Annotated in this window: 27 protein-coding genes; 15 read left to right on the top strand and 12 right to left on the bottom strand. The window is 69.5% G+C overall.

Annotated elements, in window-relative coordinates:
* Positions 1 to 76 precede the first annotated feature (76 nt).
* The 5 genes from ABAZ39_RS19260 to rsmA all read left to right on the top strand — a co-directional run bounded on the left by ABAZ39_RS19260 (position 77) and on the right by rsmA (position 4,018).
* Positions 77 to 634, top strand: a complete 558-nt coding sequence (locus ABAZ39_RS19260) for a hypothetical protein (protein ID WP_051658265.1) — start codon at positions 77 to 79, stop codon at positions 632 to 634.
* 76 nt (positions 635 to 710) lie between these two features.
* A complete protein-coding gene (locus ABAZ39_RS19255; RefSeq protein ID WP_040134414.1) occupies positions 711 to 1,520 on the top strand; it encodes a lytic transglycosylase domain-containing protein in 810 nt (269 codons plus the stop codon).
* A gap of 35 nt (positions 1,521 to 1,555) precedes the next feature.
* Positions 1,556 to 2,401 (top strand): alpha/beta fold hydrolase, encoded by an 846-nt coding sequence (locus ABAZ39_RS19250; RefSeq protein WP_040134413.1) that lies wholly within the window; start codon positions 1,556 to 1,558, stop codon positions 2,399 to 2,401.
* 119 nt (positions 2,402 to 2,520) lie between these two features.
* Complete coding sequence (locus ABAZ39_RS19245) at positions 2,521 to 3,087, top strand: hypothetical protein (protein WP_040134412.1); 567 nt, start codon at positions 2,521 to 2,523, stop codon at positions 3,085 to 3,087.
* An 82-nt stretch (positions 3,088 to 3,169) separates the two neighbouring features.
* Positions 3,170 to 4,018, top strand: coding sequence for a 16S rRNA (adenine(1518)-N(6)/adenine(1519)-N(6))-dimethyltransferase RsmA (gene rsmA, locus ABAZ39_RS19240; protein WP_040135596.1), 849 nt, complete (start codon positions 3,170 to 3,172; stop codon positions 4,016 to 4,018).
* Between the two features lie 129 nt (positions 4,019 to 4,147).
* Here the strand turns inward: rsmA and gmk are convergent, their stop codons facing one another.
* The gene (gmk, locus tag ABAZ39_RS19235; protein ID WP_040135593.1) at positions 4,148 to 4,783 is read right to left on the bottom strand and encodes a guanylate kinase; all 636 of its coding nucleotides are present in this window, start codon (positions 4,781 to 4,783) and stop codon (positions 4,148 to 4,150) included.
* 36 nt (positions 4,784 to 4,819) lie between these two features.
* Positions 4,820 to 5,686, bottom strand: a complete 867-nt coding sequence (locus ABAZ39_RS19230; protein WP_040135591.1) for a YicC/YloC family endoribonuclease — start codon at positions 5,684 to 5,686, stop codon at positions 4,820 to 4,822.
* A 124-nt stretch (positions 5,687 to 5,810) separates the two neighbouring features.
* Between ABAZ39_RS19230 and ABAZ39_RS19225 the strand changes: the two genes are divergently transcribed.
* Positions 5,811 to 6,572 carry an SDR family NAD(P)-dependent oxidoreductase gene (locus ABAZ39_RS19225; protein WP_040134411.1) on the top strand — a complete coding sequence of 254 codons (762 nt, stop codon included), beginning with the start codon at positions 5,811 to 5,813 and terminating at the stop codon, positions 6,570 to 6,572.
* A 10-nt stretch (positions 6,573 to 6,582) separates the two neighbouring features.
* On the opposite strand, the gene ABAZ39_RS19220 is transcribed toward ABAZ39_RS19225, so the two are convergent.
* The 3 genes from ABAZ39_RS19220 to ABAZ39_RS19210 all read right to left on the bottom strand — a co-directional run bounded on the left by ABAZ39_RS19220 (position 6,583) and on the right by ABAZ39_RS19210 (position 9,934).
* Complete coding sequence (locus ABAZ39_RS19220) at positions 6,583 to 7,197, bottom strand: class I SAM-dependent methyltransferase (RefSeq protein WP_014197477.1); 615 nt, start codon at positions 7,195 to 7,197, stop codon at positions 6,583 to 6,585.
* Between the two features lie 143 nt (positions 7,198 to 7,340).
* Entirely contained in the window at positions 7,341 to 8,042 is a 702-nt protein-coding gene (locus ABAZ39_RS19215) for an exopolysaccharide biosynthesis protein (protein ID WP_040134410.1), read from the bottom strand.
* Positions 8,039 to 9,934: an ABC-F family ATP-binding cassette domain-containing protein gene (locus ABAZ39_RS19210; RefSeq protein WP_040134409.1), complete on the bottom strand. Its 1,896-nt coding sequence runs from the start codon at positions 9,932 to 9,934 to the stop codon at positions 8,039 to 8,041. The genes ABAZ39_RS19215 and ABAZ39_RS19210 overlap by 4 nt, the downstream gene beginning before the upstream one ends.
* Positions 9,935 to 10,136: 202 nt before the next feature.
* Between ABAZ39_RS19210 and ndk the strand changes: the two genes are divergently transcribed.
* Positions 10,137 to 10,559 (top strand): nucleoside-diphosphate kinase, encoded by a 423-nt coding sequence (ndk, locus tag ABAZ39_RS19205; protein ID WP_014197473.1) that lies wholly within the window; start codon positions 10,137 to 10,139, stop codon positions 10,557 to 10,559.
* A gap of 183 nt (positions 10,560 to 10,742) precedes the next feature.
* Positions 10,743 to 11,222: a hypothetical protein gene (locus tag ABAZ39_RS19200; RefSeq protein ID WP_040134408.1), complete on the top strand. Its 480-nt coding sequence runs from the start codon at positions 10,743 to 10,745 to the stop codon at positions 11,220 to 11,222.
* A gap of 57 nt (positions 11,223 to 11,279) precedes the next feature.
* On the opposite strand, the gene ABAZ39_RS34470 is transcribed toward ABAZ39_RS19200, so the two are convergent.
* The 3 genes from ABAZ39_RS34470 to purM all read right to left on the bottom strand — a co-directional run bounded on the left by ABAZ39_RS34470 (position 11,280) and on the right by purM (position 13,219).
* On the bottom strand, positions 11,280 to 11,429 hold the full coding sequence (locus ABAZ39_RS34470; RefSeq protein WP_081863166.1) for an aa3-type cytochrome c oxidase subunit IV: 150 nt from the start codon (positions 11,427 to 11,429) through the stop codon (positions 11,280 to 11,282).
* Between the two features lie 99 nt (positions 11,430 to 11,528).
* A complete protein-coding gene (gene purN, locus ABAZ39_RS19195) occupies positions 11,529 to 12,197 on the bottom strand; it encodes a phosphoribosylglycinamide formyltransferase (RefSeq protein ID WP_040134407.1) in 669 nt (222 codons plus the stop codon).
* Positions 12,185 to 13,219, bottom strand: coding sequence for a phosphoribosylformylglycinamidine cyclo-ligase (gene purM / locus ABAZ39_RS19190; RefSeq protein WP_372684160.1), 1,035 nt, complete (start codon positions 13,217 to 13,219; stop codon positions 12,185 to 12,187). The genes purN and purM overlap by 13 nt, the downstream gene beginning before the upstream one ends.
* A 156-nt stretch (positions 13,220 to 13,375) precedes the next feature.
* On the opposite strand from purM, the gene ABAZ39_RS19185 reads away from it, so the two are divergent.
* The 5 genes from ABAZ39_RS19185 (at position 13,376) to ABAZ39_RS19165 (ending at position 18,019) form a co-directional block, all read left to right on the top strand.
* Positions 13,376 to 14,815: a DUF2066 domain-containing protein gene (locus ABAZ39_RS19185; protein ID WP_040134405.1), complete on the top strand. Its 1,440-nt coding sequence runs from the start codon at positions 13,376 to 13,378 to the stop codon at positions 14,813 to 14,815.
* 103 nt (positions 14,816 to 14,918) lie between these two features.
* Positions 14,919 to 15,479 carry a CDP-alcohol phosphatidyltransferase family protein gene (locus tag ABAZ39_RS19180; protein WP_040134404.1) on the top strand — a complete coding sequence of 187 codons (561 nt, stop codon included), beginning with the start codon at positions 14,919 to 14,921 and terminating at the stop codon, positions 15,477 to 15,479.
* Positions 15,476 to 16,540 carry an AI-2E family transporter gene (locus tag ABAZ39_RS19175; RefSeq protein ID WP_040134403.1) on the top strand — a complete coding sequence of 355 codons (1,065 nt, stop codon included), beginning with the start codon at positions 15,476 to 15,478 and terminating at the stop codon, positions 16,538 to 16,540. Before ABAZ39_RS19180 ends, ABAZ39_RS19175 begins: the two co-directional genes overlap by 4 nt.
* The gene (locus tag ABAZ39_RS19170) at positions 16,537 to 17,301 is read left to right on the top strand and encodes an HdaA/DnaA family protein (RefSeq protein WP_051658264.1); all 765 of its coding nucleotides are present in this window, start codon (positions 16,537 to 16,539) and stop codon (positions 17,299 to 17,301) included. The genes ABAZ39_RS19175 and ABAZ39_RS19170 overlap by 4 nt, the downstream gene beginning before the upstream one ends.
* Positions 17,240 to 18,019 carry an SDR family oxidoreductase gene (locus ABAZ39_RS19165; protein WP_040134402.1) on the top strand — a complete coding sequence of 260 codons (780 nt, stop codon included), beginning with the start codon at positions 17,240 to 17,242 and terminating at the stop codon, positions 18,017 to 18,019. The genes ABAZ39_RS19170 and ABAZ39_RS19165 overlap by 62 nt, the downstream gene beginning before the upstream one ends.
* Before the next feature lie 78 nt (positions 18,020 to 18,097).
* Here the strand turns inward: ABAZ39_RS19165 and ABAZ39_RS19160 are convergent, their stop codons facing one another.
* Together ABAZ39_RS19160 and ABAZ39_RS19155 are read right to left on the bottom strand one after the other, a co-directional pair.
* Positions 18,098 to 18,697, bottom strand: a complete 600-nt coding sequence (locus ABAZ39_RS19160; protein ID WP_040134401.1) for an FMN-dependent NADH-azoreductase — start codon at positions 18,695 to 18,697, stop codon at positions 18,098 to 18,100.
* Positions 18,698 to 18,737: 40 nt separating this feature from the next.
* Complete coding sequence (locus ABAZ39_RS19155) at positions 18,738 to 19,220, bottom strand: DMT family transporter (RefSeq protein WP_040134400.1); 483 nt, start codon at positions 19,218 to 19,220, stop codon at positions 18,738 to 18,740.
* A gap of 81 nt (positions 19,221 to 19,301) precedes the next feature.
* Here ABAZ39_RS19155 and ABAZ39_RS19150 point away from each other — a divergent pair, with 81 nt between their 5' ends.
* A complete protein-coding gene (locus ABAZ39_RS19150; protein ID WP_040135586.1) occupies positions 19,302 to 20,207 on the top strand; it encodes a LysR substrate-binding domain-containing protein in 906 nt (301 codons plus the stop codon).
* A 75-nt stretch (positions 20,208 to 20,282) separates the two neighbouring features.
* Here ABAZ39_RS19150 and ABAZ39_RS19145 read toward each other — a convergent pair whose 3' ends face one another.
* Positions 20,283 to 21,881, bottom strand: coding sequence for a CYTH and CHAD domain-containing protein (locus tag ABAZ39_RS19145; protein ID WP_040134399.1), 1,599 nt, complete (start codon positions 21,879 to 21,881; stop codon positions 20,283 to 20,285).
* Between the two features lie 71 nt (positions 21,882 to 21,952).
* Positions 21,953 to 22,471 carry a SixA phosphatase family protein gene (locus ABAZ39_RS19140; RefSeq protein ID WP_040134398.1) on the bottom strand — a complete coding sequence of 173 codons (519 nt, stop codon included), beginning with the start codon at positions 22,469 to 22,471 and terminating at the stop codon, positions 21,953 to 21,955.
* Positions 22,472 to 22,687: 216 nt separating this feature from the next.
* Here ABAZ39_RS19140 and ABAZ39_RS19135 point away from each other — a divergent pair, with 216 nt between their 5' ends.
* On the top strand, positions 22,688 to 24,835 hold the full coding sequence (locus ABAZ39_RS19135) for an RNA degradosome polyphosphate kinase (RefSeq protein ID WP_040134397.1): 2,148 nt from the start codon (positions 22,688 to 22,690) through the stop codon (positions 24,833 to 24,835).
* Positions 24,836 to 24,848: the final 13 nt, after the last annotated feature.

Raw genomic sequence — 24,848 nt, 5'->3', positions numbered from 1 at the left:
CGCCCCTGTACGCCTGACGAAAGACCTAATGGCTACCTCGAACGGAAATTCCTCCTCTCGGACTTTGGACCGGAGCTTGGGGCGGAGGCTGGCGGGGCTGCTGCGCCGCTTCGTGCTGCGCCCCCTGCTGACCGTCGCGGCGCTGGTCTATTTCCTGATCGACGCGGTGGCGCTGGAGGCGTTGCGCCCGTTGGCCGCCTGGATCGGGCGGCAGCGCTTCGCCGAGCGGCTGGCCGCGCGCATCCGCCGGCTCGGCCCTTATCCGACCTTGGCGCTGTTCGTGATTCCGCTGGTGATTCTGGAGCCGCTGAAGCCGGTCGGCCTGTACCTGATGGGGACCGGGCACGCGGTCCAGGGCGCGCTGCTGCTGGGGGCCGTGGAACTGGTCAAGGTCACGCTGGTGGAGCGGCTGTTCCACATCGGCAAGGACAAGCTGCTGACCATCCCGGCCTTCGCCTGGTGCTACGTCCGGGTGGTGCGCTGGCTGGCCTGGCTGACCGCCCTGCCGCCCTGGCAGGCCGCCAAGCGGGTGGTGGGGCGGGTGCGCGCGGCGATTCGCCCGGCGCTGACGGTGGTCCGCGGCTGGGCGCGGTCGCTGCACGACCGCCTGCGCGCTGTGTCGAAAAGAGGGTAACCCTGCCCTGCGCTTGCCGTGTCCTGCGGGCAGCCTCATATCAATGCGGTTTTGCAGACCGTTCCAAGGCCAACCCGTGCGTTTCCTCCCCCTGACCTTCGCCCTTTTCGTCGCCTTGGCGCCCCCCCCCGCCCTCGCCGCGGGCAAGTCCGGTTCCGTCTCCTCGCGCGAGTCGCGCATGGCCGACTGCGAGGCCGCGGAGAAGGGCGATCCGGAGGCGTCCTACCGCATGGCGCGGCGCTTCCTGTTCGGCGTCGGGGTGAAGCGCGACCAGCGGGTCGGCACGGCGTGGCTGCGCGCCGCGGCGTCGCGCGGCCACAAGGAGGCGCGGCGGCTGGTCGCCTATGTGCCGGGCCGCATGGGCCATGTCCGCCCCTGGTGCCGCCCCGGCGCGGCTCCGCTGCGCGAGGCGTCGCCCCCGCCGCCGGAAATCATCGCGCTGGTCCACAAGACCGCGCCTCAGTACGGGCTGGACCCCGCGCTGGTGATGGCGGTGATCCGGGTGGAGAGCGCCTTCCGCTCCGACGCGGTGTCGCCCAAGGAGGCGGCCGGGCTGATGCAGCTCATCCCCGACACGGCGGAGCGGTTCGGCGTGTCCGACGTCTTCGACCCCGCCCAGAACATCCGCGGCGGGGTGCGCTATCTGCGCTGGCTCTTGGCCTATTTCCAGGGGGACGTTACGCTGGCCCTTGCCGGCTACAACGCGGGGGAGCGGGCCGTAGACCGCTACCGGGGCGTTCCGCCCTACGAGGAGACGCGGAACTACGTGCGCGCCATCCGCCGCTTGTACGACGCGCCGCGGCATCCTTTCGACGCGGCGGCGGCGGACCCGTCGCCCATGGTCGTCCGGCAGGCGGCGGAACTGGCGAAGCCCGGCAAGGGCTGAGGACGAACCAACAAGGGGAGGGGCCACCCGTGCCGATGTCCGAACGCAGCTTTCTCGGCCTCAGCGCGGCGGGGTTCCACCGCGTCGCCTACACCCAGTGGGGGCGCGAGGACGCGGCCCGTACCGCCGTCTGTGTGCATGGCCTGACCCGCAACAGCCGCGACTTCGACGCGCTGGCCCTCGATCTGGCCGACCGCTACCGCGTTGCCTGCCCGGATGTGGTGGGGCGCGGCAAGAGCGGCCGGCTGGCCAACCCGACGCTCTACGGCTACCCGCAATACTGCGCCGACATGGCGGCGCTGATCGCCCGGCTGGGGGTGGAGTCGGTGGATTGGGTCGGCACCTCCATGGGCGGGCTGATCGGCATGCTGCTGGCCGCCCAGCCGGACAGCCCGATCCGCCGTCTGGTGATCAACGACATCGGTCCCTTCATCCCGAAGGCGGGCTTGCAGCGCATCGCCGATTACGTCGGCAAGGACCCGGTGTTCGAGGATCTGGCGGCGGTCGAGTCCTACCTGCGCTTCGTCCTGATGGGCTTCGGGCAGCTTTCCGACGAGGCGTGGCGCCACATGGCCGAGCACAGCGCGCGGCTGCGTCCGGACGGCTGCTACGGCCTTGCCTATGACCCGGCCATCGCCGAGGCCTTCAAGGCGCAGCCGATGGAGGACGTGGACCTGTGGGCCGTCTGGGACGGCATCCGCTGCCCGGTTCTGGTGCTGCGCGGCGCCACCTCCGACATCCTTTCGGCGGAGACGGCGGAGGAGATGACCCGCCGCGGCCCCGAGGCCCGTCTGGTGGAGTTCGCCCACACCGGCCACGCCCCGGCGCTGATGACGGCGGACCAGATCGCCGCGGTGCGCGACTTTCTGCTGGAGGACTGACGGGGGTACCCCGGCTTGGGTCCGGCATGCGGCCCGGAATCCGGCTGGCTATGGCCGTGCTCCTGGCTTAGCATCGCCGATACGGTTGCGCCGCAACGATGGTCCGGAGGCCCGACGCCATGAGGGGTTTCGCCGCGCTCGTCCTGTTGCCGTCCTTCATGTTTCTGTCCTTGGCCTCTGGTCCGGCCCAGGCCCGCGACGCGCTGGACTGGCTGGCGCGGGAGCCGGTGACCCTGCTCGACTGGGGCATGACCCGGCTGCGCGGCGACCTGCACGACACGGTGGACGGGCTGTCCCGCGATCTGCGGACGGAGGTGTCGCGCAGCGGCGTCTTCTACCGCTTCCAGGACCGGCGGATCGTCGCCTACGCCAACTTCGTCGATCTGCCGCGCAACCGGACCGAGGAGGTGTGCAAGGACGTCTACACCCGGCTGGCCGGCGCGCTGGTCCGCGGCGGGCCTCAGGGGGCGGGCGGGGCGGCGTGGTATCTGGAGAGCGTGTTCAGCCACGACTCCCAGGGCGGCGACCGGCCCCAGGATCTCGGCGACCAACTGGCCGACACGGTTGTCCTGCAGGTGACCATCGGGCCGAAGCCGTCCCAGGCCTTCGACGATGGGCGCCGCATCACCTGCACGGGCCGTCTCGACGCCACGCCGGAGAACATTGCGCTCAAAAGCGAAGGGTGACGGTGACGCGCGGCAGATGACGGCGGGCCTGCGCCGTCCTATAAGTGCGCCCATGACCGACGCCACGCCCGATCCCGCCCCCATGTCTGGCCCCATGCCCACCGCTTTCGACCCGCAGGCCCTGCCGCCGCTGCGCGAGGTGATCGCCCGCTTTGGGCTGGATGCCCGCAAGGCGCTGGGGCAGAACTTTCTGCTCGACCTCAACCTGACGGGCCGCATCGCGCGCTCGGCGGGCGACATGACCGGCGTGACGGTCGTGGAGATCGGCCCCGGTCCGGGCGGGCTGACCCGTGCGCTTCTGGCGACCAAGGCGAAGCAGGTCATCGCCATCGAGCGCGACCACCGCTTCATCGAGGCGTTGCAGGACGTGATCCAGGCGGCGGACGGGCGGCTGTCCATCGTCGAGGGCGACGCGCTGGAGGTCGATCCCATCCAGATCGCCCCGGCCCCGCGGGCCATCGTGGCGAACCTGCCCTACAACGTGGCGACGCCGTTGCTGATTGGCTGGCTGGGGCGGATCGAGGAGTTCGTCAGCCTGACGCTGATGTTCCAGAAGGAGGTCGCCGACCGTCTGGTCGCCAAGCCGGGCAGCAAGGCCTACGGCCGCCTGTCGGTGATCACGCAGTGGCGGTCGGACGCGCGGGTGTTGTTCAACCTGCCGGCCAAGGCCTTCACCCCGCCGCCCAAGGTGGAGTCCACCATCGTCCACCTGACCCCGCGCGCCAACCCGGAGCCGGCGGAGTGGAAGGCTCTGGAGCAGGTGACCGCCGCCGCCTTCGGCCAGCGCCGCAAGATGCTGCGCCAGAGCCTGAAGAGCCTGGGGAACGCGGAGGCGCTGCTGGCCGCCGCCGGCATCGAGCCGACCGCGCGGGCGGAGGAGGTGGATGTGGCGGGGTTCGCGGCGCTGGCGCGGGCGTTCAGGGCGCGATAGGTTCTTTCCCCCTCCCTGACCCTCCCCCGCTTCGCAGGGGAGGGGATTGAACTCCCTCCCTTGCGAAGCGGGGGAGGGAAGGGGCCCGCGGCGAAGTCGTGGGAAGGGTGGGGGCAGTGCGCCGCCGCCTTACAGCGCCGCCTGCACGCTCTCCACAAACGCCGGCATCCCGACCTGCCGCGTCCGGCGCAGCCGCTCGGCGCGCAGGATGGCCTGAACCGCGGTGACGCTCTCGTCCACGTCGTTGTTGACGATCACGTAATCGTATTCGCCCCAGTGGCTGATCTCGTCCGACGCCTTGGCCATGCGCTGGGCGATCACCTCCGCCGAGTCCTGGCCGCGGGAGTGCAGGCGGCGCTCCAGCTCGGTGCCCGAGGGTGGCAGGACGAAGACGCTGACCAGATCGGCGCGGGCGTTGGCCGCCAGCTGCTGCATGCCCTGCCAGTCGATGTCGAACAGCACGTCGCGCCCGGCGCTCAGCGCCGTCTCCACGGCGTGGCGCGGCGTGCCGTAGCAGTTGCCGAACACGCGGGCGTGCTCCAGCAGCTCGCCCTGGCCGGCCATGCGGTCGAACTCTGGCATGTCGACGAAGTAGTAATGGACGCCCGGCTGCTCGCCGGGGCGCATCGGCCGGGTGGTGACGGACACCGACAGGGTGATGCCGGGGTCGCGGTCCAGCAGGCGGCGCGAAATGGTGGTCTTGCCCGCCCCGGAGGGGGAGGACAGCACGAGCATCAGGCCACGCCGGGCGATCTTCGTGTTCATGGTCTCAGGCATATGGTCTCGGGCATGGGGCGGGTATCACTCGATGTTCTGGACCTGCTCGCGGAGCTGCTCGATGGAGGCTTTCAGCGACAGGCCGATGCGGGTCAGCTCCACGTCCGCGGACTTGGAGCACAGGGTGTTGGCTTCGCGGTTGAATTCCTGGCACAGGAAATCGAAGCGGCGGCCGATGGCGCCCCCCTCCGCCAGCATGTCGCGGGCGGCCTGGATGTGGGCGCGCAGCCGGTCCATCTCCTCGCGCACGTCGGCCTTGGCGATCAGGATGGCGGCCTCCTGGGCGAGCCGCTCCTCCGGCAGGGCCGGGGCGGCGTCGAGCAGGGCGGCGACCTGGCTGCGCAGCCGTTCGCGCAAAGCCTCTGGCTGGGTGCTGGCGCAGGCGGCGGCGGCGGTGATCAGCCGCTCGATCTCGTCGAGATGGCCGTTCAGAACGGTGACCAGACGCGCCCCTTCCGACAGGCGGGCGGTGACCAGCTCGCCGATCAGCCGGCCGAGGTCGGCCTTCAGCGCGGCTTCCACCCGCTCCCGCGCGTCGCCCTCGTCCTCCTCCACCGGTTCGATGATGCCGCGGACGGACAGCAGCGAGTCGAGCCGCGGCGCGGCGGCCCCGGCGCCCTCGATCTCGCGCGCCAGCTCCAGCACCTGGGTCAGAAGCTCGCGGTTGATGCGGAGCTGCGACACCGACTGGCTGCGGGTGACGGTCAGGTTCAGGTTGACGCTGCCGCGTGCCAGCCGCTTGGGGATTTCGGCGCGGGCGGCGGCCTCCAGCGTGTCGAAGCCGGCGGGCTGGCGGCAGCGGATGTCGAGGTTGCGCCCGTTGACGCTCTTCACCTCGAAGGTCCAACTGTAGCCGTCGGCATGCCCATCCACGCGTGCGAAACCGGTCATGCTGGAAACGGCGGAGCGTTTGGCGGGCAAAGCGGCCTCGACGAGTATTTGTGGGATCGGGAGGCTCACGTTATAGCGTCGGGCGGCCAAGGCAACAAGCGTCAGGGACAAGGGGGAAAGGGGCATGCGCGATCCGCGCTCGATCGTCATCACCGGGGCGTCCAGCGGCATCGGGGAGGAACTGGCCCGCGCCTACGCCGCCCCCGGAGTCGCGCTGGCCCTGAGCGGGCGCGACTCCGCAAGGCTGGAGGCGGTGGCGGAGCGCTGCCGCGCCGCCGGGGCGGCGGTGGAAACGGCGCTCGTCGACGCGGCCGACCGCGCGGCGATGACGGGGTGGCTGAGCGCGCTGGACGCTCGCGCGCCGGTCGATCTGGTCATCGCCAACGCCGGAATCTCCGCCGGCACCGGGGGCGGGGTGGAGAGCGCCGAGCAGGCGCGGCGCATCTTCCAGGTGAATGTCGACGGCGTGCTGAACAGCGTTCATCCGCTGCTGCCCGGCATGCAGGCGCGGCGGCGCGGGCAGATCGCCCTGATGGCCTCGCTGGCCGGCTTCCGCGGCATGCCCGGCGCGCCCGCCTATTGCGCCAGCAAGGCGGCGGTGCGGGTCTACGGCGAGTCGCTGCGCGGCGATCTGGCGGGGCAGGGGATCGGCGTGACGGTGATCTGTCCGGGCTTCGTGAAAAGCCGGATGACCGCGGTGAACCGCTTCCCCATGCCCTTCCTGATGGAGACGGACCGCGCCGCCCAGGTCATCAAGAGCGGGCTTGCCCGCAACAAGGCGCGCATCGCCTTCCCTTGGCCAATGGCCGCCACCGTGTGGCTGCTGGCGGCTCTGCCGGTGGCCTTGACCGATGTCCTGCTGCGGCAGGCGCCGCGCAAGGAATGAGGTGGGAGGATTAGGGCTTGGCTTTCCAATAGCCCCAGACGGAGGCGGGCGGGACGTTCAGCGGGGTGAAGCCCAGCCGCTTGCCCTTGACGCCCAGCGCGCGCTGGTTCAGCGGCGACACGAGGCCGTAGGTGTAGAGAACGAAACGCCCGCCTTCGGGCAGGATGCGGAAGCAGGCCTCGACGACCTCCTTCTGGGCGCGCATCGGCAGGTTCAGCATGGGGATGCCGATCACCACCGTGCCGACCTTGCCGACCAGCTCCGGACCGAGGATGTCGGCGGCCTTGCGGCAGTCGTCATGGACGACGTTGACGTCCGGGTAATGGCCGCGCAGGAAGCGCGACAGATGGTCGTCGATCTCAAAGGTGAAGATGCGGTTGCCCGGGATGCCGCGCTGAAGCAGGGCCTTGGTGATGGCGCCGGTGCCGCCGCCGAACTCCACGACGACCTGATCCGGCCCGCACAGCACCTGCTCTCCGATCAGCCGGCAGAGCGCGCCCGAGGATGGGGTAACGGAACCCATGGAAAGGGGATTTGCCAACCAACGCTGGAAGAAAAGCCACGCGGCCGGCGGCGTCTTGCCGCTTTTCTGCTTCTCCGCGACGGTGATTTCCGTTGGTGTCATGATCGGCCTTTCGCCGTTGGCTGTTGAGCGTTTTACCCCGGGGCTAAACAAGCTGGAGCCTCAGGGGGTCCCGAACCTAACAATCCCAGAGCGCACTTATGTCGCATCCCGGGTTCCCCCGCAACCGGCCGAAGCGGCGGGAGCTATGCCATAAACGCGGGATATGACGTGGCGGCCAGCAGGGTCTGGCCGGCGTAGGACAGGCTGCTGGCGACCAGCGCGAAGAAGACCAGGGCGGCCACGGTGAGGGCGAGGCTGACCGCGACGGCGGCCCCGTCGCGCTCGATCAGCCCGAGGGACAGCAGGACCAGGGCGAAGCCGGGCAGCCAGCCGGTCAGCGGCAGCGGGACCACGCAGGTCAGCGACAGGAGCAGCACCAGCACGCCGAACCAGCGTTCCCCGTCGATGCTGGCGAAGCGGCTGTGGCGCGGCTTCAGCATTTTCTCGATGGCGGTCAGCCGCGGCATCGCCTTGTCGATCATCCGGGCGGCAAGCGACCGGCTGACCGAGCGGCGCAGAATCCAGCCGGGCAGGGCAGCGCCGCGCTTGCCGAAAGCCATCTGGGCGGAGAAGAGGAGGATCGGCAGGTCGAACAGGCAGGACACGCCCAGCGGCACCGGCGCGATGGTGGGCAGCGACAGGGCCAGCAGAATGGTGCCCAGCGAGCGGTCGCCCAGCGCCTGGATCAGGTCACCCAGCGACACCCGCCCCTCCGGCAGGTTGGCGCGGAAGGCGGCCAGGACGTCGGAGGTCCGCTCCTCCCCATGCTCCTGCCGCCCACGTCGGGCGACGGTCGCGGGGAGCGAGGCCGCTCCGGTGAAGGCCACGTTGCGCGGCACGCTCATACGCCGGCCTCCGCCGCCGCCGACTCATAGGCTTCGAGATGCTCCAGCCACGCCTCCTCGGCGGCGGACAGCTTCTTGTCCACGACGCCGAGGTCGATCTGGAGCTTCTGCAGCTTGTCGCTGGGACCGCTGTAGAGGGCGGGATCGGCCAGCTTTGTTTCGATCTTGCGCTTTTCCTCGGTCAGCTTGTTGACCTGCGACTCCGCGTCGGTGGCCTTCTTCTTCAGCGGGGCCAGGGTGGCGCGGGCCTCCGCCGCGGCGCGGCGCTGGTCCTTGCGGCTGGCCCCGGCGTCCGTCGCCTCGCCGCCCTTGGCGGCGGCGCGCTCGGCCCGCGCGCGGTCCAGCAGGAAGCGGCGGTAGTCGTCGAGGTCGCCGTCGTAGGGCTGCACCGTGCCATCGGCGACCAGCAGCAGCCGGTCGGCGGTCAGCTCGATCAGGTGCGGGTCGTGGCTGATGAGGATGACGGCGCCCTCGAACCCGTTGATCGCCTCGATCAGCGCCTCGCGGCTGTCCACGTCGAGATGGTTGGTCGGTTCGTCGAGCATCAGGATGTGCGGCGTCTCGCGGCTCATCAGCGCCAGCAGCAGCCGGGCCTTCTCGCCGCCGGACAGGTCGGAGATGCGGGTTTCCGCCTTGCTCTGCTGGAAGCCGAAGCGGCCGAGATGGGCGCGCACCTTCTCCTCCGGCGCCAGCGGCATGATGCGCTGGGTCTGCTGGATGGGGGTCAGCGACAGGTCCAGCTCGTCCTGCTGGTGCTGGGCGAAATAGCCGACGCGCAGCTTGGTCGGGCGCTTCACCTCGCCGGCCATCGCCTCCAGCCGCCCGGCCAGCAGCTTCACCAGCGTCGATTTGCCGTTGCCGTTGGCGCCGAGCAGGGCGATGCGGTCGTCCATATCGATGCGCAGGTTGACGCGGCGCAGGATGGCGCGGTCGCCGTAGCCGATGGTCACCCCGTCCAGCGCGATCAGCGGCGGGGCCATCTCGTCCGGCTGGGGGAAGTTGAAGACGACCTCGGCGTCGTCCTCCATCAGCGTGATGGTCTCCAGCTTCTCCAGGGCCTTCAGGCGGCTCTGCGCCTGCCGGGCCTTGGTCGCCTTGTAGCGGAAGCGTTCGACGAAGGCCATCATGTGCTTGCGCTTGGCCTCCTGCTTGGTCGCCATGGCCTGCAGCCGCTCCATGTTGGCGCGGCGCTGCTTGAGGAACTGATCGTAGTTGCCGGCGTAGGTCACCAGCTTGCCCTGGTCCACATGGATGGTCGTCGTGGGGACCGAGTTCAAGAGGTCGCGGTCGTGGCTGACCAGCAGGATCGTGTGGGGGTAGTTCTTGAGGTACCCCTCAAGCCAGATGGTCGCCTCCAGATCGAGGTGGTTGGTCGGCTCGTCGAGCAGCAGCAGGTCGGGCCGGGCGAACAGCACGCCGGCCAGCGCCACGCGCATCCGCCAGCCGCCCGAGAAGTCGGAGCAGGGCCGGGACTGCGCGTCGGCGTCGAAGCCCAGTCCGGACAGCACCTGGGCGGCGCGCGACGGCGCCGAATGCGCCTCGATGTCGGCCAGCCGGGCGTGGATCTCGCCGATGCGCATGGGGTCGGTGGCCGTTTCGGCCTCGGCCAGCAGGGCGGTGCGCTCCGTGTCGGCGGCCAGGACGGCGTCGATCAGGGTGGTGGCGCCGCTCGGGGCCTCCTGCGCCACCATGCCGATCTTGGTGCCGGTCGGCACGCCGATGGCTCCGGCGTCCGTCTGGAGCTGGCCGGCGATGAGCTTGAGGAGAGTGGATTTTCCGGTGCCGTTGCGGCCGACCAGCGCCACGCGGTGGCCCTTCGACACGACCGCGGTGGCGCGGTCGAACAGCACACGTCCGCCGTAGCGGAACGTCAGGTCGTTGATGTGCAGCATATCGGCGCCGGTTTACCACGGGGAAACCGCGATTTGAAGCGGGACCCGCGGGGCAACCCTTCATGGCAGCCGCGCGAAGGCGGGCGAAGCGGCCTCACGAAGCGGTTGCCGTGGCCGAAAAGCGCCTATATAACCCCGCGCAATCGGCGCCCCGGCCAAACCAGCGGCGCCCATAACGCATTTCCAGCAGGAGCCCACCGCCATGGCCGTCGAACGCACCCTCTCGATCATCAAGCCCGATGCCACCCGCCGCAACCTGACCGGCAAGATCAACGCCAAGTTCGAGGACGGTGGCCTGCGCATCGTCGCGCAGAAGCGCGTCCAGCTGTCCAAGGCCCAGGCCGAGCAGTTCTACGGCGTGCATCGCGAGCGTCCGTTCTTCAACGACCTCGTCTCCTTCATGATCTCCGGCCCGGTCGTGCTTCAGGTTCTGGAAGGCGAGAACGCCATCGCCCGCAACCGCGAGATCATGGGCGCCACCAACCCGGCCAACGCCGCCGAGGGCACCATCCGCAAGGAGTTCGCCGAGTCGATCGAAGCCAACTCGGTGCACGGCTCGGACGCTCCGGAGACCGCCGCCCAGGAGATCGCCTTCTTCTTCGCCGGCATCGAGCTGGTTGGCTGATCGCGGCCCGTCCGCTTCGCAGTCTTGCGCGAAGGGCCGTCCCGACCGGGGCGGCCCTTTTCGATTCAGGGGCTTCTCAGGGGCTTCCGCCCGCAACTTGTCGCCCGCGCCGGGTCACGGCGTCGTGGACAGGCGTGGCGAAGTCGAGTATTCGGGGATTCTACCGCTAGGAGTACCCCCGCCATGGAAAATCCGGACGTCAAGCCGATCGTCGCGGCCCTGCTGGAACCGCTGCCGCCTCTCGTGAAGGGCAGGAACGACCTGAGCGATCCGGGCGTGGTGGAACTGCTGGTGCGCGGCTACGTCGACCAATGCCTGGCGGCCTTCCAGGAGGTGCTGCGCGGCAACGTCGAACAGGACGCGGCCATCGACGCGATCAACGCGCAGGCCACCGCCCTGAACGCGGTGTTTCTGGGGACCAGCGGATTCGACACGGTGGTCGTCCATCCCTGGAACGCCGCCGATCAGCTCGGCCAGTTCCTTCAGGACACGGTGGGGTTGGATTTCCCGGCGGAGGATTGCGTGCGCGCCGCCCTGATCCACCTCGCCACCCACGTCATGCACGCCATCCAGGGCGGCACCGAGGCGTGGGAGCAGCAGGTTGACGCGCTGGTCGGCGAAATGCGCGACCTGCTGCTCGGCCGTCTGCCGGACGGGGCGTAAGCGCCCCGCCACGGCGTTTTGGTTGGCAGGCTTCCGGCTGGCCGCCTGAATGGGCCGTCAGGCCAGGAAGATCGCCATGAAGACCAGCACGGCGATCACGCCCGCGGTCGCCAGCGTCAAGAAGCGGGTGAAGGCGTGCCAGCCCGCCTCGTGGCGGCGGACGACATCCTCGCTGACCGGATTGTGGCCGTGTTCCGTAACCGCCATCGCCCTCTGCCTCCCCTGTTATGGTTCCGGCGGAGAATGTGGGGAGCGCAGACGGTTGCGGCAAGGGTCCCGCTTGGCCGATGGGCGCCTTTGGGGCGCTCAGGCCGGCGGGTTGATGAGCGTCGGCAGGTCCGCCGCCGGGCCTGACAGGGTCACACGGCCATTCTCGACACGGGCGCGGCCCTCGGCGATCAGGCGCAGCGCCTGGGGGTAGAGCCGGTGCTCGGCCTCCAGCACGCGGGCGGACAGCCGGTCGGCGTTGTCGCCGGGCAGGACCGGGACCGCGGCCTGGGCGATGATTGGCCCTTCGTCCATCTCCGTGCGCACGTAATGGACGGTGCAGCCGTGGAAGCGCACCCCGGCGTCCAGCGCCCGCTGGTGGGTGTCCAGCCCCTTGAAGGACGGCAGCAGCGACGGGTGGATGTTGATCATCCGGTCGTGCCAGCGCTCGACGAACCAGGGCGACAGCAGCCGCATGAAGCCGGCCAGACAGACCAGCTCGACCCCCGCCTCGCGCAGGCGCGCGTCCATGGCCTCTTCGAAGGCGCGCTTGTCGCCGGGGAAGTCGCGATGGCTGACCACGGCGACCGGGACCCCGGCGGCGGTGGCGCGCTCCAACCCGTAGGCGTCGGCCTTGTTGGAGAGCACCAGAGCGATCTCCGCCGGAAAGTCCGGGGCGGCGCAGGCGTCGATCAACGCCTGCAGATTGCTGCCGCGCCCGGAGATCAGGACTCCAACCTTCAGAGCGGTGGGCGTCAGGCCGACCATGCCGTGTCCATGCCGGTGACGGTGACGCGGGCGTCACCGTCCTTGACCGCATGCACGATGCCGACGGTGAAGACCGTCTCGCCGCCCTGGGCCAGGATCTCGGTCGCCTGCTGCGCCTTGTCCGCCGGGACCACGACGACCATGCCGAGGCCGGTGTTGAAGGTGCGCGCCATGTCCAGCGGCGTCAGCCCGCCCGTCTTCATCAGCCAATTGAACACCGGCGGCAGCGGCCACTTGGACGCGTCGAGCGTGACGCCCAGCCCGTCCGGCAGGACGCGCGGGATGTTCTCGATCAGGCCGCCGCCGGTGATGTGGGCCATCGCCCGCACCGTGCCGGCGCGCACCGCGGCCAGCGTGCTCTTCACATAGATGCGGGTCGGGGTCAGCAGGGCCTCACCCAGCGTCTTCCCGGCGTCCCAGGGGCAGGGCGAGTCGTAGCCGAGGCCGGACGTCTCGACCAGCTTGCGGACCAGCGAGTAGCCGTTGGAGTGCACGCCGGAGGAGGCGAGGCCGAGCACGACGTCGCCGTCCTGCACGGTGGCGCCGGTCAGCGCGTCCTTGCGCTCGACGGCACCGACCGAGAAGCCGGCGAGGTCGTAGTCGCCTTCGGCGTACATGCCCGGCATCTCCGCCGTCTCGCCGCCGACCAGCGCGCAGCCGGCCTGACGGCAGCCCTCCGCGATGCCGGCGACGATGGCGCGGCCCGCGGCGACGTCCAGCTTGCCCGTGGCGTAATAGTCGAGGAACAGCAGCGGCTCCGCGCCCTGAACGACGAGGTCGTTCACGCACATCGCCACGAGGTCGATGCCCACCGTGTCGTGCCGGTTCGCCAGGATGGCGACCTTCAGCTTGGTGCCGACGCCGTCCGTGGTGGCGACCAGCAGCGGGTCGTGATACCCGGCCGCGCGCAGGTCGAACAGGGCGCCGAACCCGCCCAGCCCGGCGTCGGAGCCCGGGCGCGCGGTGGAACGGGCGAGCGGCTTGATCGCGTCAACGAGCGCGTTGCCCGCATCAATGTCCACGCCGGCCTGCTTGTAGGCGTCGGACGTGTTATTAGACTGGGTGCTGATGGTATCCTCGCTTGGGCTGAGCTATATACCTGGGCCACCTGAACCGGGTCATTTTGGGCCGGGTCATAAGGGAACGGGCCGAACATACTCGAATCGGAAGGCTTTGCAATGCTCCACCGCCGCCATGCGCCGCTGTTTGCGGGCTTCGCCGCCATCACCGTGGCCCTGGCCGTTCCGGCCGGCCCCGTGGACGCGCAGGTGACCGGCGCCGCTCCACCCGCGGTGGCGGCCCCGGTAACGCCTGGGACGGCTCCCGCAACGGTTCCGGCGGCGGACCCCTTCACCGTGTCGGGCGTGAAGGTGGACGTCAGCGCCGCCAACGCCAACGCCGCCCGCGATCAGGCGATCCGCGACGCGCAGGTGAAGGCCTGGGCGGAGCTGTACAAGCGCCTCGTCCCCACCGCCAGCAGCGTGCCGCGGGTGTCGGACATCGAACTCGCCCGGCTGGTCCAGGGCTTCGAGATCGACGACGAGAAGGTGTCGGCCACGCGCTATGTGGGCAGCATCACCGTGCGCTTCCGCCCCAACCCGGTGCGCGAGACGCTGGCCGGCGGTGGCCAGCAGTATGTCGAGCCGCCGGCCCGGCCCTACGTGATCCTGCCGGTCACCGTCGTGGACGGGCGCCCCGTCCTGTGGGAGGACCGCACCGACTGGCGCGAGGCTTGGGAGGGCCGGCAAACCGGCGCCTCGCTGGTGCCGCTGGTCGTTCCGGACGGCGAGTTGGCCGACATCTCCGCCATCGGCGTGAACGAGGCGCTGTCCGGCGATCCCGAGGCGCTGGCCCGCATCGCCCAGCGCTACAACGCCGGCGGCGTGGTCGTCGCCAAGACCGACCTGCCGGCGGGCGGGCTGGATCTTGGCCGTCCGCTGGCGGTCGAGGTGACCCACTACACCCCCGACGGCGCGCGGGACCAGCAGACGGTCAACGTGAAGGCCGACATGGCCGACCGGGCCGGCGACTTCCTGACCCGCGCGACGACCTTCGTGTCGGCCGCCATCGACGAATCCTACCGCCGCGACAACACCGTGGCGAGCGGGCCGGAGCAGTCGACGCTGGTGCGCGTGCCGCTGGCCAGCCTCAACGACTGGGTGGAGACGCGCAAGCGGCTGGGCATGGTCAACGCCGTCACCCGCACCGACGTGCTGTCGATCAGCCGTTACGAGGCGCTGGTCGCGCTGACCCACCGCGGCGACGTCGAGCGGCTGCGCCAGGCGCTGGCCCGCCGCGACCTCGGCCTCGCCCGCACCGGGGCGGTCGCAGCACCGATGCCGGCTCCTGTTCCGGGCCAGCCGCTTCCGCCGGTCGCGCCCACGCCGGAATGGCAGCTCCAGGTGTTGGCGAAGGGCGCCGGGGCGTCGTCCCTGGCGCAGCCCGCCGCGGCGTCTCCGGCATCCGTCCCGGTGACTCCGTCCGCCTTCTCGCCGGCCACCGCCGTGCCGTCGGCCTATCCCGGCGTGGCGCCGGCTCCGGTCGGCGCACCGCAGGCGGCACCGGGGGCGCCGCCGCGCATTCTGGGCACGCTGCCGGCTGGCACGGCGCGCCAGTGACAGCTGAAGGCGTGACGGTAGAAGGCGTGACGGCGTTACAGACGGGCCGGAACCGGCCCTTGACGGGGCGTCGGCGCAAGGGACAACGGCAGAAGGCACCGCGGTGAGCATCCCGAACATCATCACCTTCGGCCGCATCCTGGTGGTGCCGGTCGCCGTCTACTTCATCCTGGCCGGGGAGCTGGGGGTCGCCTTCTGGCTGTTCGTCGGGGCGGGGGTGTCCGACGCCGTGGATGGCGCCGTGGCCCGCATGTTTCGCGCCCGCACGGTGCTCGGCGCCTATCTTGACCCGATCGCCGACAAGGCGCTGCTGGTCAGCGTCTACGTCTCGCTGGGCCACATCGGCGTGCTGCCGTTGTGGCTGGTCATCCTGGTCGTGTTCCGCGACCTGATGATCGTCGGTGGGGTGATGCTGCTCTACACGCTGAAGGAGTCGCTGGCGATGCAGCCGCTCTATGTCAGCAAGATCAACACGGCGGTGCAGCTTGCGCTGGCGGCGGCGGTGCTGGCCCCGGCGGGGCTGGGCCTGCCCGACTTCCACCTGTTCGGGCGGGAGCTGGTGCCCCTGCTGATCTGGGTCTGCGCCGGAACCACGGTGCTGTCGGGGCTGGCCTACGTCTACCGCGGCGGCCTTCTGTTCAGCCGGCACGGAGGGGTGCCGTGACGGCGGGCAAGCAGATCCGCTTCTGGCTGATCGGCCTTGGCCTGTTCGTCCTGGTTCTGTGGCTTCTGTCCGGCATGCTGCTGCCCTTCGTGGTGGGGTTGGCGGTCGCCTATCTGCTCGATCCGGTGGTCGACCGGGTGGAGCGCTGGCGCCTGCCGCGCTGGCTGGCGACGACTCTGGTGCTGCTGTCCTTCGTCCTGGTTCTGGTGCTGATGGTCCTGCTGCTGCTGCCGCTGGTGCAGTCGCAGGTGTCCCACCTGATCGAGGTGCTTCCCAATTACGCCAACGCCGCGCGGGACCGGCTGCTGCCGATGCTCGACCGGCTGATCCACCGCCTGTCGCCGGAGGATGTCGAGCGGCTGCGTGGTGCTGCCGGCAACTACGCCGGGGACGTCGTCGGCTGGGTCGGCAAGGTGCTGAAGCACATCCTGTCCAGCGGGCTGGCGCTGTTCGACGTGTTGTCGGTGATGTTCATCACGCCCATCGTCGCCTTCTACCTGATGCGCGACTGGGACATCCTGGTCGCCAAGGTGAACGGCTGGCTGCCCCTGCACCACGCCGCGACGATTCGGGAGCAGGCGCGCGAGGTCGACGAGACGCTGGCCGGATTCGTCCGCGGGCAGGCGCTGGTCTGCCTCGTACTGGGCGTGTTCTACGCGGTGGCGCTGTCGCTGGCGGGGCTGGACTTCGGGCTGGTGATCGGGCTGATGGCGGGGCTTTTGTCCTTCATCCCCTATGTCGGCTCGCTCTTTGGATTCGTGTCGAGCACCGGGCTGGCCCTGCTGCAGTTCGACGACCCATGGCGAGTCGCCATCGTCATTGCGATCTTTCTGTTCGGGCAGGCGGTGGAGGGCAACGTCCTGACTCCGAAGCTGGTGGGCGACAAGGTCGGGCTGCATGCGGTCTGGGTGATCTTCGCCCTGCTGGCCGGCGGGTCGCTGTTCGGCTTCGTCGGCGTCCTGCTGGCGGTTCCGGTGGCGGCTGTGATCGGGGTGCTGACACGCTTCGCGTTGGGGCGCTATCTTGAGAGCCCCTACTACCGTGGTACCCCCTCTTCATGACACTGGCGGCCCAGATACCGCTCGACCTCGGACACCGCGCCGCCATGGGCTGCGAGGATTTCCTCGTGGCGCCCAGCAACGGCGAGGCGGTGGCGTGGCTCGACCGCTGGCCGTCCTGGCCGGCGCCGGCCCTGACGCTGTACGGGCCGGACGGTTGCGGCAAGACGCATCTGGGCCATGTCTGGCGGGCGCGCAGCCACGCTCCCATCGCCCTGGGCGAGGCGCTCGACCAGATCGACCCGCACGCCCTGCTGGCCCGCGCCAACGCCGTGGTGGTGGAGGACGCGGACCGGGTGGCCGGCGCCCCGGCGCGGGAGGAGGCGCTGTTCCATCTCTACAACCTCGCCCGCGACTCGGGCGGGCATCTGCTCCTGCTGTCGCGCCGCCCGCCGTCGCGCTGGCGGATGAAGCTGGCCGACCTGCGCTCCCGCATCAAGGCGGCTCCCGCGGTGGGGGTGGAGGCGCCGGACGACGCCCTGCTCGCCGCCGTGCTGGTCAAGCTGTTCGCCGACCGGCAGTTGCGGCCGGGCATGGACCTCATCACCTACCTGCTGACCCGGATGGAACGGTCGCTGGAGGCGGCGGGGCGGGTGGTCGCGGCGCTTGACCGCGCCTCGCTGGCCGCGCACCGTCCTCTGACCGTGCCGCTGGCCCGCGAGGTGCTGGCCGGTCTGGAGGCCGGGAAGGGAGGAGACGAGGATGGATCTGGGAATCGCCGGACGCCGCGCCATCGTGTGCGCAGCCAGCAAGGGACTGGGTAAGGCCTGCGCCCTGGCGCTGGCGCGCGAGGGGGTGGCGGTCACCATCACCGCCCGCGGCCGCGACCTGCTGGAGGCTGCCGCCGAGGAGATCCGCAAGGAGACCGGCGCCACCGTGACCACCGCCGTCGGCGATATCGCTACGGAGGAGGGGCGCGCCGCCGCGCTGGCCGCCTGTCCGGAGCCGGACATCCTTGTCAACAACGCGGGCGGCCCGCCGCCGGGCGATTTCCGCAACTGGGAACGCGATGACTGGGTCCGCGCCGTCGAGGCCAACATGCTGGCCCCGATCTTCCTCATCAAGGCGACGGTGGACGGCATGATCGGCCGCCGCTTCGGGCGGATCGTCAACGTCACCTCGGCGGCGGTGAAGGCGCCGATTCCGATCCTCGGCCTGTCCAACGGGGCGCGGGCGGGGCTGACCGGCTTCGTCGCCGGGCTGTCGCGCCAGACCGTGCGTCACAACGTGACGATCAACAACCTGTTGCCGGGCCCCTTCGAGACCGACCGCCTGCGCACCACCATGGAGGGCGGGGCTAAGGCCAACAACCGCAGCCTGGACGAGGAGATGGACCTTCGCCGTGCCGACAACCCGTCGGGCCGGTTCGGCGACCCGGCGGAGTTCGGTGCGGCCTGCGCCTTCCTCTGCTCGGCTCACGCCGGCTTCATGACCGGGCAGAACGTCCTGCTGGACGGGGGTGCCTACGCGGGGACGCTGTAGGCGACGGGTCGAGGATTCCGATGGGTTCTGTCCGACTGCCATCCCAGGGCCGTCGGACAGGCCCCGGCAAAGCGCCCGTTAGAAATCGCAACACGGATCGAGGGCCGATAGGGCCTCGAACGCGGCCTGCATGCCGCTTTCCCGGTGCGCTTCGCTGATGGCAAGACCTTCCGCGACGATCACATCGAGCCTCGTCACGCCGATGAACGCGAACATCGACCGAAGGTAGGCTTCGGCGTGTTCGGACGACGCCAGGGACATGACCTGTCGATACTGACCGCCCCGCGCCACGGCAAGGATCACCCGCTTGTCCTGCGCCAATCCTTCCGAGCCGTTCTCCGTGTAGCGGAACGTCTTCCCCGCTATGACGATCCGGTCGATCCACGCCTTGAGCTGGCTGGAAATGGTCAGGTTGTAGAGCGCGACGCCGATGACGATGACATCGGCATTGATGAACTCGTCCAAAAGCTTTTCACCAAACGCGATCTCGTCCATCACGGCCGGGGACGCCGCCAGATGATCGCCGGTCAGATGTGGAACGGGAACAGCGACCAGATCACGATGGATGATGTCGATCGCCGGATTGTGTTCCTTCAGTCGTTGGACGGTGGCTCTGGACAGCATGCGGCTTACGGATTGCTCACCGAGAATGCTGGAGTCGATATGAAGCAGTTTCATGGGTGATCTTTCTTGAAATGTTGGCGAGAGCGTCGTGCCGTCATGAACCGGCGGGCGGCTTCACACCGAGCCCCGGCAACTGCATCACGATCAGCCCGAGAAAAATCAGGCCAAGACCGGCAAGACGCGACAGGGCGACGGGCTTTCGAGGCAGGCCGACAAGACCCCAGTGGTCGATGATGATCGACGCCAGCATTTGCCCGGCGATGGCCGCCATGATGAAGCCGGCGGCGCCAAGTTTCGGCGCAAGCATGAGCGCGCCGGTAATGTAGGCGACGCCGACAACACCGCCGATCCATACCCAGCGGGGGGCTTGCGCCAGAGTCGAGAGGGTCGGCGCTTCCACCTTCGCCAACGCCAGAACGGGCAGGATGCAGGCGAAGCTGACGCACAGGGATACGACCGTCCCCCATAGGGGATGACCGAGCGTCCGTCCCAGGACGGCGTTGGCTCCGGCCTGAAACGGTACAACCGCACCAGTGATGACCGCGGCCAGGATGAGAAACAGCGCATTGGTTTGCATGGTTGAGCCTCCATGCATCACCAGATGACGCATTGACTTCATGGATGGAAATTCTTATGTAGTATCTTGCTCATGCACGACATGAATACTCTTCGTGGCATCGACCTCAACCTGCTGGTGGTCCTCGATGCACTGCTGGCCGAGCGGCATGTGTCGCGCACGGCATCCCGGCTGAACATGAGCCAGCCGGCGGTCAGCCACGCGCTCGGGCGTCTGCGGCATCTGTTCGATGACCCCCTGTTGATACGCCGCGACGGGCAGCTCGTGCTGAGCGCAAGGGCGCTTGAAATGGCTCCGGTGTTGACCGAAGCCCTGCGGCAGGTGCGGGAGGTTCTAGGGCCGGGAGGCTTCGACCCAGCCAAGGAAAAACGGACGTTTCGCCTTGCGATGTCGGATTACGGCTCCGCTGTCGTCCTCCCCGGTTTGCTGAAGATGTTGCGCCTCGAAGCGCCGGGAATCGACGTGGTGATAACCCAATCGAGCCGAGAAACGATGCTTCGGCAGGTGTTGGATGGGGACTGCGATCTGGCGGTCGGCGTGTTTCCCGATCTTCCCGAGCGGATCGGAGCGGAGCAGCTTTTCGTCGAGCACTTTGCGTGCCTTGCGGATCGGGAGAGGATGGCGAGCCATGACCGTCTGGATATTGGAGCCTACCTTGCCCGGCCACACATGCTCGTCGCGCTGAAGGACGAAGCAAACACCGAGATCGACGCGGCCTTGCGCGCCGTCGGCCACACGCGCCGCATCGCTGTCACGCTGCCGCATTGGGGAAATGCGCCACGGCTGATCCAAGGGACAGACCTCGTTCTGACCGTGGCCCGGAAAGCCCTTGCGCTCTGCGAGCATGACCCGGCCGTCGTCGTCTTCGAGCCGCCGTTTCCGATACCGCCATTTCCCTTCGTTCAGGTTTGGCATGAACGGCGCGGCGGCGATCCCGCGCACCTGTGGCTGCGCAACGCGGTCGCGGGCGTGTCGATGGCCGTGTAGTCGGTAGCTATCCAACGTCGGGGCTGCCCACGCACGTGTGCGAAGCGGGGGAGGGCTAGGGTGGGGGCAAGACCGTCACCAGAACACCGGCTTGTCGCGGAACGCCTTCCACAACCCCGGCAGTGCCTTGCGGCGCTTGTCGGCCTGCTTGGCGAGCCAGCGGGTGGTCCCTTCGGCAGCGGGCCGCTGCTCCGGCCGGTCCGCCGACAGGCCGCGCAGACGATCGCCGGCCACCGCGGCGTCGTGCTCGGCGTCCAACGCGCCCAACAGGGCGTCCAGCGCGGCGATGAAGGGCACCGTTGCGGTTTCGGCGTAGAGGCCACGGAAAAACTCCGCCGTGTGGCGCAGTTTGCGCAGGCGGCGGCGCAGCCGGTCGCGCGCCGCGGCGTCGGCACCGTCCAGGTCGCGCCCCGCCTTCAATGCTCCGGCCCTCAGGGCCTTGGCGTGCTGGGCGGCCAGCCAGGGGCCGGACAGCTCGGCCATCGGGCGGTCGAGCTGGGCGCGGACCTCCGGCGCGGCGCCGGACTGCCACGCCCCGTCCTCCAGCCAGGCGCCGAGGGCCAGGATCAGCCCAGTGCAGCGCGGCGACTGGATCGCTTCCACCGCCGCCAGCGCGGGTGCACGACGGGCTTCCCGAACCGCAGCGGTCAGCGCGGCGATTCCGTCAGCGGGGGCTTTCTCCGTCGCGGCGAAGGGCATGATCCCATGGGACAGCAGCACGTCCCAATCGCGCGCCGGGCCAAGTTGACGGGAGAACCAGCGGATGTCGTTCCCGGCTCGGCAGGCGTCCGGCGCCCCGGCGAGGGGGCGAAACAGGCGGATCGCGGTGCGCAGGCGGCGCAGCGCGACGCGCATCTGATGCAGCCCCTCGACGTCGCCACCGGCCAGGGCGCAGGCTTCGTTGGCGAGCAGCAGGCGCAGACCGTGCCGCAGGATGTGGCGGTAGGCCTCGGCCACCGTGGTGACCGGGGTGAGGCCCAGCGGCTCCGGCAGGACGGGAGCGGGCAGGCGCCCGGTGACGAGACGGTCGCCGATCTCCGCCTTGCTCTCCGTCCCGATGCGCACCGGCACCCGGCGCTGGAGCGTCAGCGCGATGTCGAACAGGCGGCCGATGCGGCCCGACTTCAGCTCAAGCTCGACCTCGCTGATCCGGGCGCAGGCGTTGCCGGCGGTGATCTGGCCGTCGTCCACCGCCACCTCGATGGAGGTCAGGGCGTCCGGGCGGACGAGCAGGGTGGTGCGCCGGAACTCCGTCGTGAACTGCGGAACCAGCGCCGCCCGCGCGTTCTCCGGCACCAGGGCGGCCACGCCCTCGGCGTCGAGGGGCGTCATGTCGGGGGCGGCCGTGGGGATGGTCCAGTCCCATTTCTTGCGGATGGCCACCGCGGCCGAATCGCCGGGGGTGGCGGCGTTGATGGTCTTCAGCGTCTGGACGAAGCGGTCGCCGTCCTGCCGCACCCGCAGGGCCACGCCCCCCAGGAACAGCCGCCGGTCCGGCGTGTCATAATAGACGGTGCGCAGGTCGCGGACGGCCGGCGCGCCCTCCGCCTTCTCCTTCAGCGCGGGCAGGTCGGCAACGCGGGACAGATCGCGCGGATCGAGATGGAGCTTCATCTCCACCTCGCGCACGGCGGAGACCGCGGTGGGTGCGGCATTCTGGGGCGCGGAAGACACGGGGGGCGACTCCTGCTCGGTTCCGGGCCTGCTCTGTTAAGGGTTGAAATACCCCATTTGGCAAAAGGGCGTTAAGAGAGTTTCCGCGGCAGGATGAAATCGGCCAGCCGTCCCGCCCCGCTGTCCAGGTCGGCCCAGCGGGCCGCTTCGAACAGAATGACGGCGCAGGCACCGGTCGGAAACTTCTCCGCCAGCGCCGCGCGGTGCCGCTCGTCGCCGCTGCCGGTCAGCTCGCGGGCGAGGTCGTGGAGGTCCGGGTTGTGGGCGACCAGCATCAGCGACGACGCGGAGTCGGGCGCGTCGCGCAGCCGTTCCAGAAGCACCCCGGCGCCGCACAGGTAGAGGCCGCGCTCGCGCTCCACCGGGATGTCCGGCGCGTCCATCACCTCCAGCAGACGGTCGGCGGTGTCCGCCGCGCGCCGGGCGGTCGAGCACAGCACCAGCCCAATGCGCGCGCCCCGGTCCTTCAGCTCGTGCCCGACCAGCCGGGCCGCCTTCCTGCCCCGCGGCGCCAGCGGGCGGTCGTGGTCGTCCAGGGAGGGATCGTCCCACGCGGACTTGCCGTGGCGCATGAGATACAGGGTCTTCATCGAGGCGGTCCCTTCCTGTCCGGATCGCGGTCCGGCGGGATGCGCCGGGGGTGCGACTGTTTTCGCAGCGGTATTATCGTGACGGCAGTATTATGCTGTCTGACTCAAAACCGTAACGTAGTTGGGGTAGGTTGCTTGGCCCGCCGACCGCGGCGGGCGGTCCGGCCCGACCGGACTGTAGCGGCACCACCCATCACGCAAAAGCCCGAGGCTGCTGTGACCGAACTTCAGGACTTGGAAGCGACCTGCATCGAAGCGGACGCGCCGGAGCGCTTCATCAACCGCGAACTGTCGTGGCTGGCCTTCAACCAGCGCGTCCTGGATGAGGCGTCCAACCCGAACCACCCGCTGCTCGAGCGGCTGAGGTTCCTGTCGATCTCCTCCAGCAACCTCGACGAATTCTACATGGTCCGCGTCGCCGGCCTGAAGGGGCAGGTGGCCGCGGGGGTGAAGACCCCCAGCGCCGAGAACCTGACCCCGGCCCAGCAGCTCACCGCGGTGAACCAGCGCATCGTCGAGCTGATGAACGCGCAGCAGACCATGTGGCGCAGCCTGAAGCAGGATCTGCGTGAGGCCGGCATCATGGTGGTCGACGCCGAGGACCTGACCGAGGGGGAGAAGGACTGGCTGGAGGCCAAGTTCCTCGACGACATCTTCCCGATACTGACCCCCATCGCCGTGGACCCGGCGCACCCGTTCCCCTTCCTGCCCAACCTGGGCTTCTCGCTGGCGCTGCAACTGCATGAGCCGGTGAAGGGGCGGCATCTCGACGCGCTGGTCCCGCTGCCGGCGCAGCTCGACCGCTTCATCCGCCTGCCGGGATCGGAAATCCGCTTCATCCAGCTGGAAAAGCTGGTGATGCTGTTCATCGACCGCCTCTTCCCGCCGTTCCAGGTCAAGGCGCACGGCGTCTTCCGCGTCCTGCGCGACAGCGAGATGGAGATCGAGGAGGAGGCGGAGGATCTGGTCCGCACCTTCGAGAGCGCGCTGAAGCGCCGCCGCCGCGGCAGCGTCATCCGGCTGGCCACCGACGCCGGCATGGCCGCCGACCTGCGCGAGTTCCTGCGCCACGAGCTGCGCGTGTCGAACGACGACGTGTTCGTCCTGGACGGGCTGATCGGCTTGTCGGACACCCGCCAGCTGATCGTCGACGAGCGGCCCGATCTGGTCTTCCGCCCCTTCAACGCCCGCTTCCCGGAGCGCATCCGCGACTTCGGCGGCGACTGCTTCGCGGCCATCCGCGACAAGGACATCGTCGTCCACCACCCGTACGAGAGCTTCGACGTGGTGGTGCAGTTCATCCGGCAGGCGGCGCGCGACCCGCAGGTGGTCGCCATCAAGCAGACGCTCTACCGCACCAGCAAGGACAGCCCGATCGTCGCCGCGCTGATCGAGGCGGCGGAGGCCGGCAAGTCGGTGACCGCCTTGGTCGAGCTGAAGGCCCGCTTCGACGAGGAGGCCAACATCCGCTGGGCGCGCGACCTGGAGCGCGCCGGCGCCCAGGTCGTCTACGGCTTCGTCGATCTGAAGACGCACGCCAAGGTGTCGCTGGTGGTGCGGCGCGAGAACAAGGCGCTGCGCAGCTACGTCCATTTCGGGACGGGCAACTACCACCCGATCACGGCGAAGGTCTACACCGACCTGTCCTTCTTCACCTGCGACCCGGCGCTCTGCCACGACGCGGCGGTGATGTTCAACTACATGACCGGCTACGCCACGCCGAAGCTGTTGGAGAAGATCGCCATCGCCCCGATCACGCTGCGCCAGAAGCTGGGCCAGCTGATCGACGCGGAGGTCGCCAACGCCGCCGCCGGCAAGCCCGCCCACATCTGGGTGAAGCTGAACTCCCTGGTCGATTCGGAGATCATCGACCGGCTCTACAAGGCGTCGCAGAAGGGCGTGCAGATCGACATGGTGATCCGCGGCATCTGCTGCCTGCGCCCCGGCGTCAAGGGCCTGTCGGAGAACATCCGGGTGCGCAGCATCGTCGGGCGCTTCCTGGAGCACGGGCGCGTGATCTGCTTCGCCAACGGCCAAGCGCTGCCCAGCCCGCAGGCCAAGGTCTTCATCTCCTCCGCCGACTGGATGACGCGCAACCTGGACCGCCGCATCGAGACGCTGGTGCCCATCGAGAACCCGACGGTGCACGAGCAGGTTTTGGACCAGATCATGGTCGCCAACCTGAAGGACGAGGCGAACACCTGGAAACTGGGCCCGGATGGCGTTTATCATCGGGTGGAGGCTGGTCCGGACGCGTTCAGCGCCCATAACTATTTCATGACGAACCCCAGCCTGTCGGGCCGCGGCAGCGCGCTCAGCAGCAAAAAGACGCCGCCGCGGTTGAAGCTGCGTACGGTCATCTGATTGAGGACATCGG

The organism is Azospirillum argentinense, from assembly GCF_000632475.1.
Taxonomy (GTDB): domain Bacteria; phylum Pseudomonadota; class Alphaproteobacteria; order Azospirillales; family Azospirillaceae; genus Azospirillum; species Azospirillum baldaniorum.
The sequence above is the reverse complement of the archived record's forward strand: the minus strand, read 5'-3'. Positions and strand labels throughout refer to the sequence as shown.